Origin of the sequence: Enterobacter sp. A8, from assembly GCF_004296595.1 — a bacterium.
Classification (GTDB): domain Bacteria; phylum Pseudomonadota; class Gammaproteobacteria; order Enterobacterales; family Enterobacteriaceae; genus Enterobacter; species Enterobacter cloacae.
Window position 1 is genome coordinate 450,404 of the sequence record NZ_SCMF01000003.1, and the last position, 16,318, is coordinate 466,721.

Sequence of the window (16,318 nt, forward strand, 5' to 3'; positions counted from 1 at the left end):
TGGGAGGTTTTTTTATGCGCGTTATTCCTGCCTGACGTGATCTCCCTCCATTAATTTCGCCTAAATCCCACTTGTTTGTTGACGTGTATCACGCCGATTTGTACCGAAAAAAATGAAACAAATAATTACGATCTTGCTCACTAAAATAGCATTTATTAAAAAATAAACTGCTATTTCATAAAAATGAAACGTTATTTTAATTGAGGGTTTTTGTCATGTTTAACAAATCTCTGGTTGTAGCTTCTCTTATTGGTACCTCTTTCGCCGCACAGGCGGTGACCGTCGATCTGCGTCATGAATACATCGACAACGGCGCAAATGCAGACCGTGTTTCAGTCTCGCATCGCTTTGCGAATGGCGTCGGTTTTTCGGTAGAAGCGAAATGGAAATCGGGTGGTGATAAGGCCGACCAGCCGTTTGCGGATGTGGTGGGTAACGGTCATGAAGATCAAATTAGCTGGCGCTGGAAAGCGACAGAGAATATTGCGCTGACTCCCGCGTTCACGCTTGAGAGTAACGACAGCCGTACCATTTATAAACCGAACCTGCACCTGCAATACAGTTTCGATAATGGCTTTTACGTGGCCGCGCGCTACCGTTATGAATATACCCGTTATCCGTCGAGCTCTAATAAAGACGATGACAAAGTTAACCGTGGTGATGCCTGGGTCGGCTGGGTCATGGGAGACTGGCGTACCGAACTGAATTATGTTTATGCAAAAAGTACGGAAGGGATGGTCCGTAATAATAATAAAGATTATTCCACCGAATATAACGCGAAGCTGGCGTATAAATGGGATAAAAACTGGGCGCCATATGTTGAGGTGGGTAACGTGGGTGTGAAAGAGAGCGATGAACGTCAGACCCGCTTCCGTTTAGGCGTGGCGTATTCCTTCTGATATTTCCCTCCAGGCCCGGTGAGCGCAGCGTCACCGGGCAAAACGTTCAGAGCAAAAAAAGCCCTCCGTAAGGAGGGCAAGGCCAGTTACAGAAACACATTTTTAAATCATGCAGACAACATATCCGGTTGCGCGGGGAGTTTCGCAATATAGAGGGCAGGTTTACCGTCTTTATCGGAACTGAATAGCACCGCTTTCTCGTCCGGTGTAAAGGAGGGATGCGGATGGGTGACCTGGCGGCTATTTTCTACCGTCGCCCAGGAGGTGTCATGACGGGCGATGCGATAGTAGCGCTTTTTCGCCACGTCAAAGGCGTAGAGATAGGGATCGTTATCGATGGTGTAACCGTGGGTGTCTTTCACATCCACCGGTGTGCCGGAACCGTCGCCTACCAGTAACGTGCCGTCGAAATTACTCATCAAATGTGAACAGGATGGCATCTGCATTATCGTCTCATTGACGCCGGTTTGTGGATCGAAGCGGCAGATGGAACGACCCTGCTGGCCTTTCAGATACGAGACGTATACCAGCGCGGAGCCATCCGGGACCCAGAATTCGTGGGTACAGCTTTCACCTTGTGCATGCGTTTTGACTTTACGTATGTCGGTGCCATCTTCGTTGACCAGCCACATCCGGGCATCGACCAGATCGTGTGGTCCCTCGTGACAAAACGCCACCGTATGGTCATCAAACGGACGATAGATAGGATGCCCCAGCCACTTCTTCTCTTCATGAATGATTGAGCTCTCGCCGGTTTTCAGATCCACGCGCAGCAGCCGGCAGTGTGGCCCTTTATGGAAGAAGTCGTGGAAAATTTGCCAGTCGTTCAGCGGTGTCCAGTCGCGTTTCGCAATTTCAATGCCCACAAGGCTGGTGCAGTCGCTGTTCGCCACCCAGGTGCCGTAACCGACCCAGTCATCCGGGACGCGGTACACTTCACGCTCTGCCCGTGTCTCAAGAGAGACCTCCAGAAGCGTGCGATCGTTCTTCACATAGTAGAAGGCGCGATCGTCCGGGGAGAGAAATCCGCCAAAGGTGTTATCGCCTGCGCCCTCCGTCAGCTGTACGGCTTCGGCGTTCTGCAGATCCAGCAGGTAATAGTTCCAGTGACCATCGAACGCTCCGGCGAACAGCAGATGACTGCCGTCATTAAAGAAGCACTTCTGGTAAAAGTAGTTGCGATGACAGGTTACTTCAGGCGGGGTCAGACGCGTGACTTCGACGCCTGTATCCGGATCCCGGCCGATCTCGTAGTTCAGCTTGACCCGCATACCTTTAGCCATAATGCGCTCCTTTCGGCAATAAAAATAAGATTAAAAAGTAGGTATTAAATTATCAAAACACTGTTTTATTTAGTGTGACTTATCGCGCAGTTTGTCAGTTTGAGGGCGATGAAGCGGCGAATCCTGACGCTTCCGTGATCGGAACACCATTTCTGGTATAAAGAATCACAAAAAATGAAACGATGTTTTAAAAGTAATTGAAAACCCCATTATGGGCGTTTACACTGTGCTTATCCTTAAAACGGAACGTCGTTTCGTTAATTTTCTGCCTTCGGGCACGATCCATTCTGGAGGTTATCGTGGACGTCAGACAAAGCATCCACAGCGCGCACGCCAAAACCCTCGACACGCAGGGGCTGCGCAGTGAATTTTTAGTTGAGCAGGTGTTCGAAGCCGATCGCTACACCATGGTCTACAGCCACATTGACCGCATTATTGTGGGCGGAATTATGCCGGTGACCAAAACTGTCTCCGTGGGTGGGGAAGTGGGTAAGCAGCTCGGCGTGAGCTATTTCCTGGAACGGCGTGAACTGGGCGTGATTAACATTGGCGGGCCGGGCACCATTACGGTTGACGGCCAGTGCTACGAAATTGGTCACCGCGACGCGCTGTATGTCGGCAAGGGCGCGAAAGAGGTGGTTTTTGCCAGCGTCGACGGCAGCACGCCAGCGAAGTTTTACTACAACTGCGCCCCGGCTCACACCACCTGTCCTACCAAAAAAGTTACCCCGGCAGACGTAGCCCCGGTGACGCTGGGCGATAACCTCACCAGCAATCGTCGCACCATCAACAAATACTTCGTTCCGGATGTGCTGGAGACCTGCCAGCTCAGCATGGGGCTGACCGAGCTGGCGCCGGGCAACCTGTGGAACACCATGCCGTGCCATACCCACGAGCGCCGTATGGAGGTCTATTTCTACTTCAACATGGATGAGGATGCCTGCGTATTCCACATGATGGGTCAACCGCAGGAAACACGCCATATCGTGATGCATAACGAGCAGGCGGTTATCTCTCCAAGCTGGTCAATTCACTCCGGTGTGGGGACGAAGGCGTATACCTTCATCTGGGGAATGGTCGGTGAAAACCAGGTCTTTGATGACATGGACCACGTCGCGGTAAAAGATCTGCGCTAGTCGCGGGCAGTTAAGCATAAATCTGCCTGTTGCTGACAGGCATCGAAAGAGTAAGGAACAAACATGATTCTGGATGCATTCTCTCTGCAAGGTAAAGTGGCTGTGGTTTCCGGTTGTGACACCGGTCTGGGCCAGGGCATGGCGTTAGGGCTGGCAGAAGCGGGCTGCGATATCGTGGGCATCAACATCGTCGAGCCTACGGAAACCATCGAGCGCGTGACCGCGCTGGGCCGCCGTTTCCTGAGCCTGACCGCGGATCTGCGTAAAATCGACGCCATTCCTGACCTGCTGGATCGCGCCGTGGCGGAATTCGGTCATATCGATATTCTGGTCAATAATGCCGGGCTGATCCGCCGTGAAGACGCCATTAACTTCAGCGAGCGCGACTGGGACGACGTGATGAACCTGAATATCAAAAGCGTGTTCTTTATGTCTCAGGCGGCGGCGAAACACTTCATCGCTCAGGGGAATGGCGGCAAGATTATCAATATCGCCTCCATGCTCTCCTTCCAGGGGGGCATCCGGGTGCCGTCTTACACCGCGTCAAAAAGCGCAGTGATGGGGGTCACCCGTCTGCTGGCGAACGAATGGGCGAAGCACAATATCAACGTTAACGCCATTGCCCCGGGCTACATGGCGACCAACAACACCCAGCCGCTGCGTGCGGACGAGCAGCGTAGCGCGGAAATCCTTGACCGAATCCCGGCAGGGCGTTGGGGGCTGCCGGACGATCTGAAAGGACCTGTGGTGTTCCTGGCATCGAAGGCGTCGGACTACATCAACGGTTATACCGTAGCGGTTGATGGCGGCTGGCTGGCGCGTTAATTCGCGCTGACGAAAGAGCCTCTGCCTGCGGGTGGAGGTTTTTTTTGCTCAAAAATTGTCATTATCCATATCGACAAAGATGAAAAATCCATACTAAAAAATCATAAATGACGCGCATCACAGTTTTATTACTTAAATATTAATCAATTAGTAAAATATGGCGATATTTCACCGTGAGTTGAAATTGTAATGTCCATCACAGATCGCCATGCCATAGCGAAATAATCCATATCTTCGCGAATTCCGGCCTGACACTTTTCTTCGCTATCTCGTAATTTCACTTAACGAATTTCTCTGTTCAGGCAGGAAACTATGACATCTATAAATGACTCTACCCTCATGCCCGCGGCGCTGCGCGATACTCGCCGCATGAACCAGTTTGTCTCCATTGCGGCGGCAGTGGCTGGCTTGTTATTTGGACTGGATATCGGCGTCATTGCTGGCGCATTACCGTTTATTACCGATCACTTTACGCTGAGCAGTCGCCTGCAGGAGTGGGTGGTGAGCAGCATGATGCTTGGCGCGGCCATCGGCGCGCTGTTCAATGGCTGGCTCTCGTTCCGTCTCGGGCGCAAATATAGCCTGATGGTTGGGGCGATCCTGTTTGTGGCAGGCTCCATTGGCTCTGCGTTCGCCACCAACGTGGAAGTGCTGCTGCTCTCCCGCGTCCTGCTGGGCGTGGCGGTCGGGATTGCCTCCTACACCGCGCCGCTGTATCTCTCGGAGATGGCGAGCGAGAACGTGCGCGGCAAGATGATCAGTATGTACCAGCTGATGGTCACGCTGGGTATCGTACTGGCGTTTCTGTCGGATACTTACTTCAGCTACAGCGGTAACTGGCGCGCCATGCTGGGCGTGCTGGCGCTGCCCGCGCTGTTGCTGATTGTGCTGGTGATTTTCCTGCCGAACAGCCCGCGCTGGCTGGCGCAGAAAGGTCGTCACGTGGAAGCGGAAGAGGTGCTGCGCATGCTGCGTGATACCTCAGAGAAAGCGCGTGAAGAGCTGAACGAGATCCGCGAAAGCCTGAAGCTGAAGCAGGGCGGCTGGTCGCTGTTTAAAGCCAACCGCAACGTGCGTCGCGCGGTGTTCCTTGGCATGCTGCTGCAGGCGATGCAGCAGTTCACCGGGATGAACATCATCATGTATTACGCGCCGCGTATCTTCAAAATGGCCGGATTCACCACCACTGAACAGCAGATGATTGCAACGCTGGTGGTCGGGCTGACCTTTATGTTTGCCACGTTTATCGCGGTATTTACCGTGGATAAAGCCGGTCGTAAACCGGCGCTGAAGATTGGCTTTAGCGTAATGGCGCTCGGTACGCTGATCCTCGGTTACTGTCTGATGCAGTTTGATAATGGCACCGCCTCGAGCGGTCTCTCCTGGCTCTCTGTCGGGATGACCATGATGTGTATCGCCGGATATGCCATGAGCGCCGCACCGGTGGTGTGGATCCTGTGCTCTGAAATTCAGCCGCTGAAGTGCCGCGACTTTGGCATCACCTGTTCCACCACCACCAACTGGGTGTCGAACATGATCATCGGCGCAACCTTCCTGACGCTGCTGGATGCCATTGGTGCAGCAGGAACGTTCTGGCTCTACACGGTACTGAACGTGGTGTTTATCGGGGTAACCTTCTGGCTGATTCCTGAAACCAAAGGCGTGACGCTGGAGCATATTGAACGCAAGCTGATGAGCGGGGAGAAATTACGTAATATTGGCGTGTAATGTTATTGCCCGGTGGCGCTTCGCTTACCGGGCCTACAATACCTTGTCGGCCCGGTAAGGCGTCGCCTTTTAACGCATCGCCCGCTTCAGAATACGCTCAGCCTGACGCTGGAAATCTGCAGCGGTCTCTTCCACTGATTTCTGACCATAGTCGATATACTGCAGCGAGGTGCCGAACTGCGCCACAATCTGCGGATCGTCAAAGTAAGGTGACACGCTGAGTTTTGCAGGCAGCGACTGCGCCAGACGCAGGCCTGCAACCGACGGGTCGTTTTCTTTAATGGTACCGGCTTCAGTCAGGTACTGAACCGCCACTTTGCTCAGCGGTACGCCACGCTCCAGGCCCAGCGTCTCCACGCCCTCTTTACTGTTCAGCAGGAAGTTAATCAGCTTTGCCGCCGCTTCCGGGTTTTTGGTCGATTTACCGATCGACAGCATCTGTGCCGGTTTGAAGAACAGGCCCGCATCCGTGGCACCCGGCAGCATCGGGTAACTGCCCAGCACCAGTTTTGCCGGTGGCTTGAGGTTATCGGAGTATTTGTTGATGGTGGAGTTCCACATATAGGTGCCGCCCCATTCCCCCTGGATCCACGGCTTCATCTCATACATGTTGCTCTTGCCAAACGACGCATAGTATTTGGTGTCCGGCATCACATGGCTATCAATCAGTTTTTTGTAGGTCTGGAAGAACTCCACCCATTGCGCCTTGCTGTAGGTGAATTTTTTGGTTTTCTCGTCCACGGCAGGGATGTTGTATTTCTGAACCATGTAAGAATTCAGCAGCGCCAGCGTGTCCTGGTGTTCCAGTATGACAGGGTAATACTGCTTGCCGAGCTTGCTTTCGAAGGTTTTACCGGCGGCCATCAGTTCGTCCCAGGTTTTTGGGTAGTCGATGCCCGCTTTTTTCCACGTTTCGTCGTTAAAGTAGAAGACGCGCGCGGTCACGGAGATTGGGATCCCGTTCAGCTTGCCGTTGACCGTTGTGGACTGGAGCTCTTTGGCATCAAACTGGCTTAGATCTATCACGTCCTTCATTTTATTCAGATCGTAAAAGCCGTCGCCGGTTTTCGAGAAGATCGGCAGCCAGTTCCAGTTGGTTTGCATCACATCCGGCTCTGTGCCGCCTGCAATCTGGGTGGTCAGACGGGAAAGATGGCCGTCCCAGCCGGTGTATTCCGCCTTAACGTTAATGTCAGGGTTCTGTTTATGGAACTCTTCTAACGCTTTCAGCGTCACCTGGTGACGGCCATTACCGCCCCACCAGGACATACGTAAATCGGTATCTTGCGCCATCGATGGCAAAGCAGTAAGGCCCAGGGGCGCGGAGATTGCTGCGCTTAAAAGCACATTTTTCATTTTTCTTGCTCCATCAGAGAGAGAGGTTCAGTTCAGTTTTTGCGTCAAAAATATGGCACTTATTCATGTCGAAGCGGAAATAGACTTTTCGGTTAAGCCCTTTAGCAATCATCGGCTTAGCCTCTTCCGAAGGGATTCTGGCGGTCAGTTCGTTGTCTCCTACCTTCAGGTACACAAAGAATTCGTGGCCCATGTTCTCCACGCGCACCATTTCGCCGCTGCACCCATCCGGGAAAGGCGAGTCTGAGATCGACACAAACTCCGGACGCACACCGTAGAACACGTCCTGACCGGCATAAGCAGCGACTTTTTCCTGCGTTTGCGCATTGAGCGGCATGGTTTCATTGCCGAGGGTGATGTGCAGTTGACCGGCTTTTTCCACCAGCTGGCTTTTACGAATGTTCATCTCCGGTGCACCGATGAATCCCGCGACGAACATGTTGTTGGGCTTGTGGTAAAGATTATCCGGGGTATCGACCTGCATGATGTGGCCCAGCTTCATTACACAGATACGGTCGCCCATGGTCATCGCTTCGGTCTGGTCATGCGTGACGTAGACGGTGGTGGCCGGTTTACCGGACTGCTTCAGCTGCTTATGCAGATCAGAAATACGAATACGCATCGAGGCACGGAGCTTGGCATCAAGGTTTGACAGCGGTTCGTCAAAGAGAAACACGTCCGGCTTTTTCACAATCGCGCGGCCAACCGCAACGCGCTGGGCCTGTCCACCGGAAAGCTGACGCGGCAGGCGGTCAAGCAGCGACTCCAGTTCCAGGATTTTTGCCGCTTCGTTTACCTGCGACTCAATTTGCTCTTTCGGCAGTTTGCTCAGCTTCAGACCAAAGGCCAGATTTTCGCGCACCGTCATGTGCGGGTAGAGCGCGTAGTTCTGGAACACCATCGCAATGCCGCGCTCCTTCGGTGCGAGGTTGTTCACGATCTTATCGCCGATCCGCACCTCACCGCCGCTGATGGTTTCCAGCCCCGCCAGCATGCGAAGGGTGGTGGACTTGGCACAGCCGGATGGACCGACGATCACCATAAACTCCCCCTCGGCGATCTTCAGGTCGATAGCATGTACGGCTTTGAAGCCGTTGGAGTAAACCTTTTCCAGTTTATTGAAGACAACTTCAGCCATGATATTTCCCTCTTAACCTTTAATTCCGCTGCTGGAGACGCCCTGCACGAAGTAGCGTTGGGCCAGGAAGAACACAATGATGGATGGCAGAATGGAGATGCTCGCCATTGCCAGAATTTCGTTCCACGGCGCACCTTCGGTAACGTCGATGGACATTTTCAGCGCCAGTGCAATCGGGTATTTATCCACGCTGTAGACATAAATCAGCGGCCCGATAAAGTCATTCATTGACCACATGAACTGGAACAGGGCGACGGAGATAATGGCCGGTTTCAGGATCGGCACCACCACGTACCACAGCACCTGAAGGGAGTTACAGCCGTCGATTTGCGCCGCCTCTTCCATGTCACGCGGCACGCCGCGCAGGAACTGGATCAGCATAAAGACGAAGAACCCCTGCGTGGCGAAGGCCAGCGGCAGGTACAGCGGCATGTAGCTGTTCAACATGCCCATTTCACGGAACATCAGGTACTGCGGAATCAACAGCACGGTGCTGGGCAGCAGCATGGTGGTGATGAGCGTGGCGAACCAGAATTTTTTCCACGGGATCTCAAAGCGGGCAAAACCATACGCCACAATGGTGGAGGAGATAATGGTCAGGATCACTTTGGGGATCACGTACTTAAAGGTGTTCAGCATGTAATGGCCGAAGGTGTACTCGGTCCCGGTCTTCCAGCCGTTGATAAACCCGTCCCAGGTGGCATGTGCCGGCCACAGGCTCAGGGTAGTGAAGATCTCGTGGTTCGGTTTGAACGACGCTGAGAACATCCACACCAGCGGGTAGAGCATCAGCAGGCCGACAAACAGCAGGATCGTATAGCGAACGGTGGCGTTGATTTTCTCTCTGCGCTGCGTACGGGCAACCTCGCGTTCGGCGACGCTTCTTGCCGCGGAAAGGTGTTGAATATCAGCCATTTTTGCCTCCTTTATCGGCGGAGTAGAACACCCAGTATTTCGATGACTTAAAGGCGATACCGGCAAAGACGGCCACCACCAGGAACAGGATCCACGCCAGCGCCGCGCCATAACCCATATCGAAATATTTGAACGCCGTGTCGTAGATGTAGAGCGAGAACAGATAGGTCGAGTAGGTTGGCCCGCCGCCGGTAATGACGTACGGCCCGGTAAATTCCTGGAATGCCTGAGTGGTTTGCATGATGAAGTTGAAGAAAATCACTGGCGTAATCAGCGGCACGGTCACTTTCATGAACATTTGCCATCTGGACGCGCCGTCGATCATTGCCGCTTCATACTGAGACTGCGGAACGTTTTGCAGCGCCGCCAGGAAGATGACCATCGCGGAGCCGAACTGCCAGACGCGCAGCAGGGTCACAGACATCAGCGCCAGAGAGGGCTCACCCAGCCAGTTCACCGGGTCGAAGCCAAATACGCCAATAAAGCTGTTCAGCAGACCATCTATCGCAAATAAGGCGCGCCACAAGACAGCAATCGCCACGGAGCTGCCGAGGATCGACGGAATATAGTAAGCGGTACGGAAAAAGCCGATCCCGCGTAATTTGAAGTTGAGAACAAACGCAATCCCTAATGCAAACGCGAGCTTCAGCGGAATGGTCAAAAATACATACGCGAACGTGACACCCATTGATGTCCAGAAGAGCGTGTCTTCAGTAAACATATAGCGATAGTTTTCGATGCCGTTAAACACCGGCGGGCTCATCAAATCGTAATCCGTAAAACTAAGGAAAAACGATGAGACGAAGGGGAAAGCCGTAAAGAGTATCAACCCAATAATGTAGGGTGATATCCATGCGAGCCCCAGCAGCTTGTTTTCATTCATACAGACCTACCTGGCAATCAGTGGGTGAAATGACGGTATGAGTTTCAGGACATCCGAACCGTAGTTTTCGAATAATAAAACAGTGTTTTATTTTATATTATGGCTATTTTTTCCCGCGTCATTCGCTTAATGATGGAAATGTGATCAGCATCGAAACGCTGTTTCAATAAAGTGAGGAGGGTGGCATTTTGTCGCTATTTCTGGCGATCAAGGCAGGTCTTGCATGTAAGCAGAAAGAAAAGCGGATGATTAATAACAATAATACCGGAAAGGTACTAACTACCAACTTTGATAGCCAGTACACAGATAGATCAATATCGCGTTCAGATTATTCTTACTTTCTTGTATCATCGGACCACTTGAACTCACGAGGCAGAAATTACCTGCACTCTTAACAGAAGAACGTCTATGTCAGCGATGGATTTCAAAAAAAACACGGACCTCGATTTTCCTTCTTATGCCACCCCGGCTGTCAGCACTAAAGAAATCGACCTTTTGGGGCTGTTAGACATCCTGCTTGCCGCCAAAAAACGCATCATCGCAATTGCGTTCGCGTTTGCGCTGGCCGGACTGGCGATTGCCTTTTTACTGCCGCAGAAATGGACCAGTAAAGCGGTGATCACGCCTGCCGAACAGACGCAGTGGAACCCGCTGCGCCAGATGATGGTGGCACTCCAGGTTCTGGATGTGGACGTAAAAGTGTCCCGTGATGAAGTGTTTGGACTGTTTATCAAAAAGTTTCAGTCGCAGTCATTGCTTGAAGAGTATATGAAATCCTCCCCTTACGTTATGTCACAGCTTGAGGGGACAAACGTGGATCCGCTGGAGCTGCATCGTGCGGTGGTCAATATCTCTGAGAAGATGAAAGCGATTGATAACACTCAGGTAAAAGACGCGGATAAAGCGCCTTACGTCTCCTGGACGCTCAGCTTCACCGCCCCCACGGCGGGAGATGCGCAAACCGTTCTGGAAGGGTATATCAAGTATATTGCCGCGATTGTCGAGCAAGAGATCATGCTGAATATCCGTAACCAGCTCGCCCTGAAAACGAAGGTGGTAGAGCAGCAGCTGGATCTGGATCGGGTGCGTCTGACCAATATTCACAACACCAATCTGCAGCGTCTTAACTATTCGCTGGAAGTGGCTAACGCGGCGGGCATTAAGAAACCTGTCTACAGCAACGGACAGGCCGTAAAAGACGATCCGGATTACTCCGTTGCCCTCGGCGCTGACGGTATCGCGCAGAAATTGCAGATTGAGAAAAATCTTAAGGATGTGTCTGAGCTGAATGCAGACTTCCAGAACCGTGAGTATTATCTGGCGCAGCTGAAAAAACTCTCCGTTGAAGACGTTAAACTGGAACCCTTCAAATATCAGCTTTCGCCTTCCATGCCTGTGAAAAAAGATGGCCCGGGGAAAGCGCTGATTGTCATGCTGGCGGGGATCCTGGGTGGGCTGTTCGCCTGCGGTAGCGTATTGCTTCGTGAAGCAATGCTTAGCCGTAACCCGCTGCCAGAGCCGGTAGCGGAATAACTGACGCAGAGAAAAAGGGCGCTGAAATCAGCGCCCTTTTTTATTGCAGAAAATCTTCCCGTACGGGGGTAAAGGTATCCAGCAGGGTGCCGGGTTGAAGACATACGCAGCCGTGCATGACGTGTGGCGCTTTGTAGAGCGTATCGCCGGCCCTGACGATATGCTTCTCTTCACCAATGGTGAATTCGAACTCACCGGACAGCACATAGGTTAGCTGTTCATGCGGATGGCTATGCATCGGGCCAATCGCGCCCTGGGCGAAATTCACCTCAACCGCCATCATCTTACCGCTATGGGCCAGGATCCGACGGGTTACGCCGTTACCCAGATCGTCAAGCGTGGTCTCGTTGTGGAAAATAAACATGCTTTCCCTCGTCATTAAATGAAATATTGTTTCATTTAATTTATATCACCTTCTTTTAAAAAGAAACGGCGCGACAAAGAACTGGAAACGCGATCACAAGTTTGCTTCACTGAGATAAACAGAGAAGGAGGGATAATGAAAACAATCGGCCTGCTGGGTGGCATGAGCTGGGAATCGACCATTCCCTACTATCGTTTAATTAATGAAGGGGTGAAGCAGCGCCTCGGGGGACTGCATTCTGCCAGTCTGCTGCTGCACAGCGTGGATTTCCATGAGATTGAAGCGTGCCAGTCGAGCGGTGAATGGGACAAAGCCGGAGAGATACTGGCGCAGGCGGCACTCGGGCTTCAGCGTGCCGGTGCCGAAGGGATTTTGCTCTGTACCAACACGATGCATAAAGTTGCTTCGCACATTGAAGCGCGTTGCCCGCTGCCGTTTTTGCATATTGCGGATGCGACCGGGCGCGCGATTGGCGCGGCGGGGATGCGTCGCGTGGCGCTGCTGGGAACGCGCTACACCATGGAGCAGGATTTTTACCGTGGCCGGTTGAGCAGTGAGTTTGGTATCGAAAGCCTGATCCCGGATGACGCCGACCGGGCGCGCATTAATCAGATTATTTTTGATGAGCTTTGCCTCGGCACCTTCAGTGAGTCTTCCCGGACATATTACGTCAGCGTGATTGAACAACTTGCCCGGCAGGGGGCTGAAGGGGTGATCTTCGGCTGTACCGAGATCGGCCTGCTGGTACCGGCTGAGCGAAGCCCGATCCCGGTATTCGACACTGCCGCCATTCACGCTGCTGATGCGGTGGAGTTTATGCTGTCATAACGGATTTTGCCGGTCAGGTAAGCGAAGCGCCACCTCACGCGCATGCTCAATCAAATGCCCGGTAAAGGCATCAACCAGTGCCGACGCCGGGCGATGCAGGGGGCGGATCAGGCTGACGGTAAACGGGACGGAGAGGCTAAACGGGCGAATCACAATCTCGCTCCCGGCATAGTCCAGTGCCGTAAGCGGGTTAACCACGGCTACGCCTACCCCGGCACGTACCATCGCGCATATTGAGGCCGCGCTGTGCGTTTCCACCACCATCCGGCGTTTTACCTGATGTTCGGCAAACAGCGTGTCCAGCAGTTGTCGGTAGCTGTCGGTCTGCGACAGGCTAATGTAATTTTCCCCGTGGAAATCAGCGGGGGTCAGCATTGCTTTACCGGCAAGCCGGTGCCCGGCAGGAAGCACGCAAACCTCATCCAGCGTGAGCAGTTCCGTGCGCTCCGTACCTGCAGGGGTGGTGAGGGTTTCGGTTAACCCCAGGTCGTGACGCTGCGCTGAAAGCCACTCTTCAAGCAGCGGAGATTCCTGCGGCACGATAGTGAGACTGACCTCCGGATAGCGGGCCAGAAAAGGCTGCAGCAGCGTCGGTAAAAAGGATTGTGAAAAGACGGGCAGGCAGACAATCGACAGTTCGCCCTGACGAAACTCGCGCAGGCTTTCCGCCGCACTGACAATTCTGTCCAGCCCATACCACGAGCGCTGCACTTCCTCGAACAGACGCAGCCCTTGTACCGTTGGGTGCAGCCGGCCCCGGGTGCGTTCAAACAGTTTCAGTCCCAGCACTTTCTCGAACCGTGCCAGCTCGCGGCTTACCGTAGGCTGCGAGGTGTGCAGCATCTGCGCGGCTTCGGTGAGGTTGCCGGCGGTCATCACGGCGTGAAAAATCTCAATATGGCGTAAGTTGACGGAGGGCATAGGGCACCTGAAAGCGAAGGACTGTCCATATCATTTTTGCATAGACTCGCGATAAAACGATATTTTTTATTCTCTTTCTGCTGTGGCGTAATCATAAAAAAGATGACCACCCGGAGAAGACCATGCCACGCCCGCTTAACCAGACTGACACCAATTTAAATGCCGACAACCTGCTGCGCCTGCCTGCCGAGTTTGGCTGCCCGGTATGGGTCTACGATGCGCAAATCGTTCGCGAGAAGATTGCTGCGCTGCATCAGTTTGACGTGGTGCGTTTTGCCCAGAAGGCGTGCTCCAATATCCATATCCTGCGCCTGATGCGCGAGCAGGGCGTGAAGGTTGACTCCGTGTCGCTGGGTGAAATCGAGCGCGCGCTGGCGGCTGGTTACGATCCAAAAACCGATCCTGACGCAATTGTCTTTACTGCGGATCTGATCGACGACGCGACGCTTGCCCGCGTGCATGAACTGCAGATCCCGGTTAATGCCGGGTCTGTGGATATGCTGGAACAGCTTGGACAGGTTTCCCCCGGCCACCGCGTCTGGCTACGTGTGAACCCCGGTTTTGGCCATGGTCACAGCCAGAAAACCAACACTGGCGGTGAAAACAGTAAACACGGCATCTGGTATGCCGATATGCCCGCCGCCCTAGAGGTATTACAGCGTTACAACCTGAAGCTGGTGGGCATTCATATGCACATTGGTTCGGGCGTGGATTACGGTCACCTGGAACAGGTGTGCGGCGCGATGGTGCGTCAGGTTATCGACTTTGGGCAGGATCTGGAGGCGATCTCCGCCGGTGGCGGCCTTTCGATTCCTTATCGTGAAGGGGAAGAGGCGATCGATACCGATCACTATTACGGCCTGTGGAGCGCCGCCCGCGACAAAGTTGCCGCGCATGTGGGGCATCCGGTGAAGCTCGAAATTGAACCGGGTCGTTTCCTGGTGGCGGAATCTGGCGTGCTGGTTGCTCAGGTGCGTAGCGTGAAAGAGATGGGATCGCGCCACTTCGTGCTGATTGATGCGGGCTTTAATGACCTGATGCGTCCGTCCATGTATGGCAGCTACCACCATATTTCAGCGCTCGCCGCCGATGGCCGCGATTTAACCGACGCCCCACGTATTGATACGGTTGTCGCAGGCCCGCTGTGTGAATCGGGCGATGTCTTTACCCAGCAGGAAGGGGGTAAAGTTGAAACCCGCGCGCTGCCGGAGGTGAAACCCGGGGATTATCTGGTGCTGCACGATACCGGCGCTTATGGGGCGTCGATGTCTTCTAACTACAATAGCCGCCCGCTGCTGCCGGAAGTGCTGTTTGATAACGGCAAGGCGCGGCTGATCCGTCGCCGCCAGACCATTCAGGAGCTGCTGGCGCTGGAACTCGTCTGAGTAAAATATGGCCCCGTGGTTACCGAGTCGCGTAGTACCAGCGTACCGGTAAACGGCGGGATCGCTTCTACCGGCTGGTTTTTTGCCAGCCGGATCGCCTGGTCGATGGCCGTGACAATCATATTATCTATCGGCAGATAAACCGATGAGAGCGCAGGCTCCAGCCATTTTGCGCTGGGCGCATCGTCAAAGCCAAACAGTGAAATATCCTGCGGGATCTTCAGCCCTGCCTGGTGCAAGGCTTTGGAGGCTCCCAGCGCCATATCATCGTTACAGGCAAACAGGGCGCTAAACGGCACACCGTCGGCAATCAACTCCCTGCACAACTCATACCCCCGCGTCATGCCCGCATCGCCGTACTTAATCCGCCGCTCATCCAGACGAATGCCGTGCTTTTCCAGCGCCTTACGGTAGCCCATCAGGCGGGCTTTACCGGTAGGGGTGTGGATAGGGACGGTAATACAGGCGATCTCCCGGTGGCCCTGGTTTATCAGGTAATCCACGGCCTTAAAGGCGGCATCCTGCTGTTCGAAGAAGACGCAGCGATCGGGAGCCTGGCTGACTTCCCGGTTGATGACCACCAGCGGGGTTTGCACGGAGTGGATCAACTTCATGATCGCTTTTTCGCTCATGTACCGCGTGTAGAGCACAATGGCGTCACACTTGCGATCGGCCAGCATCTGTACCGCCTGTTCTTCCTGTTCCGGCGCGTCATGACCATCGGTGACGATCAGCTGCTTCCCGTGCGTTTCGGTCTGCCGGGAGGCCTGCTGAAGGAGGCGGCCAAAGTAAAAGCCATCGAAGGTTGAGACCACCAGACCAATGCTGTTGCTGGTCTGGTTAGCAAGCGAACGCGCGAGAAAGTTCGGGCGATACCCCAGCTCTTCCATTGCCGCGAACACCTGCTGACGCGTGCTCTCTTTGACCTGACCTGTGCCGTTCAGCACGCGCGATACCGTGGCTTTTGATACACCTGCGCGCAGTGAGACATCCAGCATTGTTGCCATTAGACATTCCTGATTCCACGTAACGATCTGCAGTTTAACACAGACCATCCGGCGCATAAGCGACGCGGGAAGGGCAAAACGCCCATCACGATCACGCTTTTCAGTAACGATCCAACA

General features: G+C 53.6%; 15 protein-coding genes. 7 read left to right on the forward strand and 8 right to left on the reverse strand.

The window, feature by feature from the left end; translation table 11 throughout:
• The first annotated feature begins 215 nt into the window (after window positions 1–215).
• Window positions 216–899, forward strand: coding sequence for an oligogalacturonate-specific porin KdgM family protein (locus EQV24_RS14145; protein WP_020687115.1), 684 nt, complete (start codon window positions 216–218; stop codon window positions 897–899).
• Window positions 900–1,006: 107 nt separating this feature from the next.
• Here EQV24_RS14145 and EQV24_RS14150 read toward each other — a convergent pair whose 3' ends face one another.
• Complete coding sequence (locus EQV24_RS14150; RefSeq protein WP_013098577.1) at window positions 1,007–2,182, reverse strand: oligogalacturonate lyase family protein; 1,176 nt, start codon at window positions 2,180–2,182, stop codon at window positions 1,007–1,009.
• A gap of 299 nt (window positions 2,183–2,481) precedes the next feature.
• Here EQV24_RS14150 and kduI point away from each other — a divergent pair, with 299 nt between their 5' ends.
• The 3 genes from kduI (at window position 2,482) to EQV24_RS14165 (ending at window position 5,871) form a co-directional block, all read left to right on the forward strand.
• Window positions 2,482–3,318, forward strand: a complete 837-nt coding sequence (gene kduI, locus EQV24_RS14155; RefSeq protein ID WP_013098576.1) for a 5-dehydro-4-deoxy-D-glucuronate isomerase — start codon at window positions 2,482–2,484, stop codon at window positions 3,316–3,318.
• Between the two features lie 63 nt (window positions 3,319–3,381).
• Window positions 3,382–4,143 (forward strand): 2-dehydro-3-deoxy-D-gluconate 5-dehydrogenase KduD, encoded by a 762-nt coding sequence (gene kduD / locus EQV24_RS14160; protein ID WP_130626705.1) that lies wholly within the window; start codon window positions 3,382–3,384, stop codon window positions 4,141–4,143.
• Window positions 4,144–4,437: 294 nt separating this feature from the next.
• Entirely contained in the window at window positions 4,438–5,871 is a 1,434-nt protein-coding gene (locus EQV24_RS14165; RefSeq protein ID WP_286012102.1) for a sugar porter family MFS transporter, read from the forward strand.
• 69 nt (window positions 5,872–5,940) lie between these two features.
• Here EQV24_RS14165 and EQV24_RS14170 read toward each other — a convergent pair whose 3' ends face one another.
• From EQV24_RS14170 to EQV24_RS14185, 4 genes are read right to left on the reverse strand one after another with little or no spacing between them, the layout of a single operon-like run.
• Entirely contained in the window at window positions 5,941–7,227 is a 1,287-nt protein-coding gene (locus EQV24_RS14170; protein ID WP_130626706.1) for an ABC transporter substrate-binding protein, read from the reverse strand.
• Between the two features lie 13 nt (window positions 7,228–7,240).
• Window positions 7,241–8,365, reverse strand: coding sequence for an ABC transporter ATP-binding protein (locus tag EQV24_RS14175; protein ID WP_038983877.1), 1,125 nt, complete (start codon window positions 8,363–8,365; stop codon window positions 7,241–7,243).
• Window positions 8,366–8,377: 12 nt separating this feature from the next.
• Window positions 8,378–9,280, reverse strand: coding sequence for a carbohydrate ABC transporter permease (locus tag EQV24_RS14180; RefSeq protein ID WP_023620436.1), 903 nt, complete (start codon window positions 9,278–9,280; stop codon window positions 8,378–8,380).
• Entirely contained in the window at window positions 9,273–10,163 is an 891-nt protein-coding gene (locus tag EQV24_RS14185; RefSeq protein WP_013098570.1) for a sugar ABC transporter permease, read from the reverse strand. Before EQV24_RS14185 ends, EQV24_RS14180 begins: the two co-directional genes overlap by 8 nt.
• A 408-nt stretch (window positions 10,164–10,571) precedes the next feature.
• On the opposite strand from EQV24_RS14185, the gene wzz(fepE) reads away from it, so the two are divergent.
• Window positions 10,572–11,696 carry an LPS O-antigen length regulator Wzz(fepE) gene (gene wzz(fepE), locus EQV24_RS14190; protein ID WP_013098569.1) on the forward strand — a complete coding sequence of 375 codons (1,125 nt, stop codon included), beginning with the start codon at window positions 10,572–10,574 and terminating at the stop codon, window positions 11,694–11,696.
• Between the two features lie 40 nt (window positions 11,697–11,736).
• Here the strand turns inward: wzz(fepE) and EQV24_RS14195 are convergent, their stop codons facing one another.
• Complete coding sequence (locus tag EQV24_RS14195; RefSeq protein WP_013098568.1) at window positions 11,737–12,060, reverse strand: cupin domain-containing protein; 324 nt, start codon at window positions 12,058–12,060, stop codon at window positions 11,737–11,739.
• Window positions 12,061–12,195: 135 nt separating this feature from the next.
• On the opposite strand from EQV24_RS14195, the gene EQV24_RS14200 reads away from it, so the two are divergent.
• Window positions 12,196–12,888: an aspartate/glutamate racemase gene (locus EQV24_RS14200; protein ID WP_020689349.1), complete on the forward strand. Its 693-nt coding sequence runs from the start codon at window positions 12,196–12,198 to the stop codon at window positions 12,886–12,888.
• Here EQV24_RS14200 and EQV24_RS14205 read toward each other — a convergent pair.
• Window positions 12,883–13,809: a LysR family transcriptional regulator gene (locus EQV24_RS14205; RefSeq protein ID WP_130626707.1), complete on the reverse strand. Its 927-nt coding sequence runs from the start codon at window positions 13,807–13,809 to the stop codon at window positions 12,883–12,885. The genes EQV24_RS14200 and EQV24_RS14205 overlap by 6 nt on opposite strands.
• A gap of 122 nt (window positions 13,810–13,931) precedes the next feature.
• Here EQV24_RS14205 and lysA point away from each other — a divergent pair, with 122 nt between their 5' ends.
• Window positions 13,932–15,194: a diaminopimelate decarboxylase gene (gene lysA / locus EQV24_RS14210; protein WP_130626708.1), complete on the forward strand. Its 1,263-nt coding sequence runs from the start codon at window positions 13,932–13,934 to the stop codon at window positions 15,192–15,194.
• Here lysA and EQV24_RS14215 read toward each other — a convergent pair.
• Complete coding sequence (locus tag EQV24_RS14215) at window positions 15,164–16,201, reverse strand: LacI family DNA-binding transcriptional regulator (RefSeq protein ID WP_023620433.1); 1,038 nt, start codon at window positions 16,199–16,201, stop codon at window positions 15,164–15,166. The two genes, lysA and EQV24_RS14215, sit on opposite strands and share 31 nt — an antisense overlap.
• Between the last annotated feature and the right edge of the window lie 117 nt (window positions 16,202–16,318).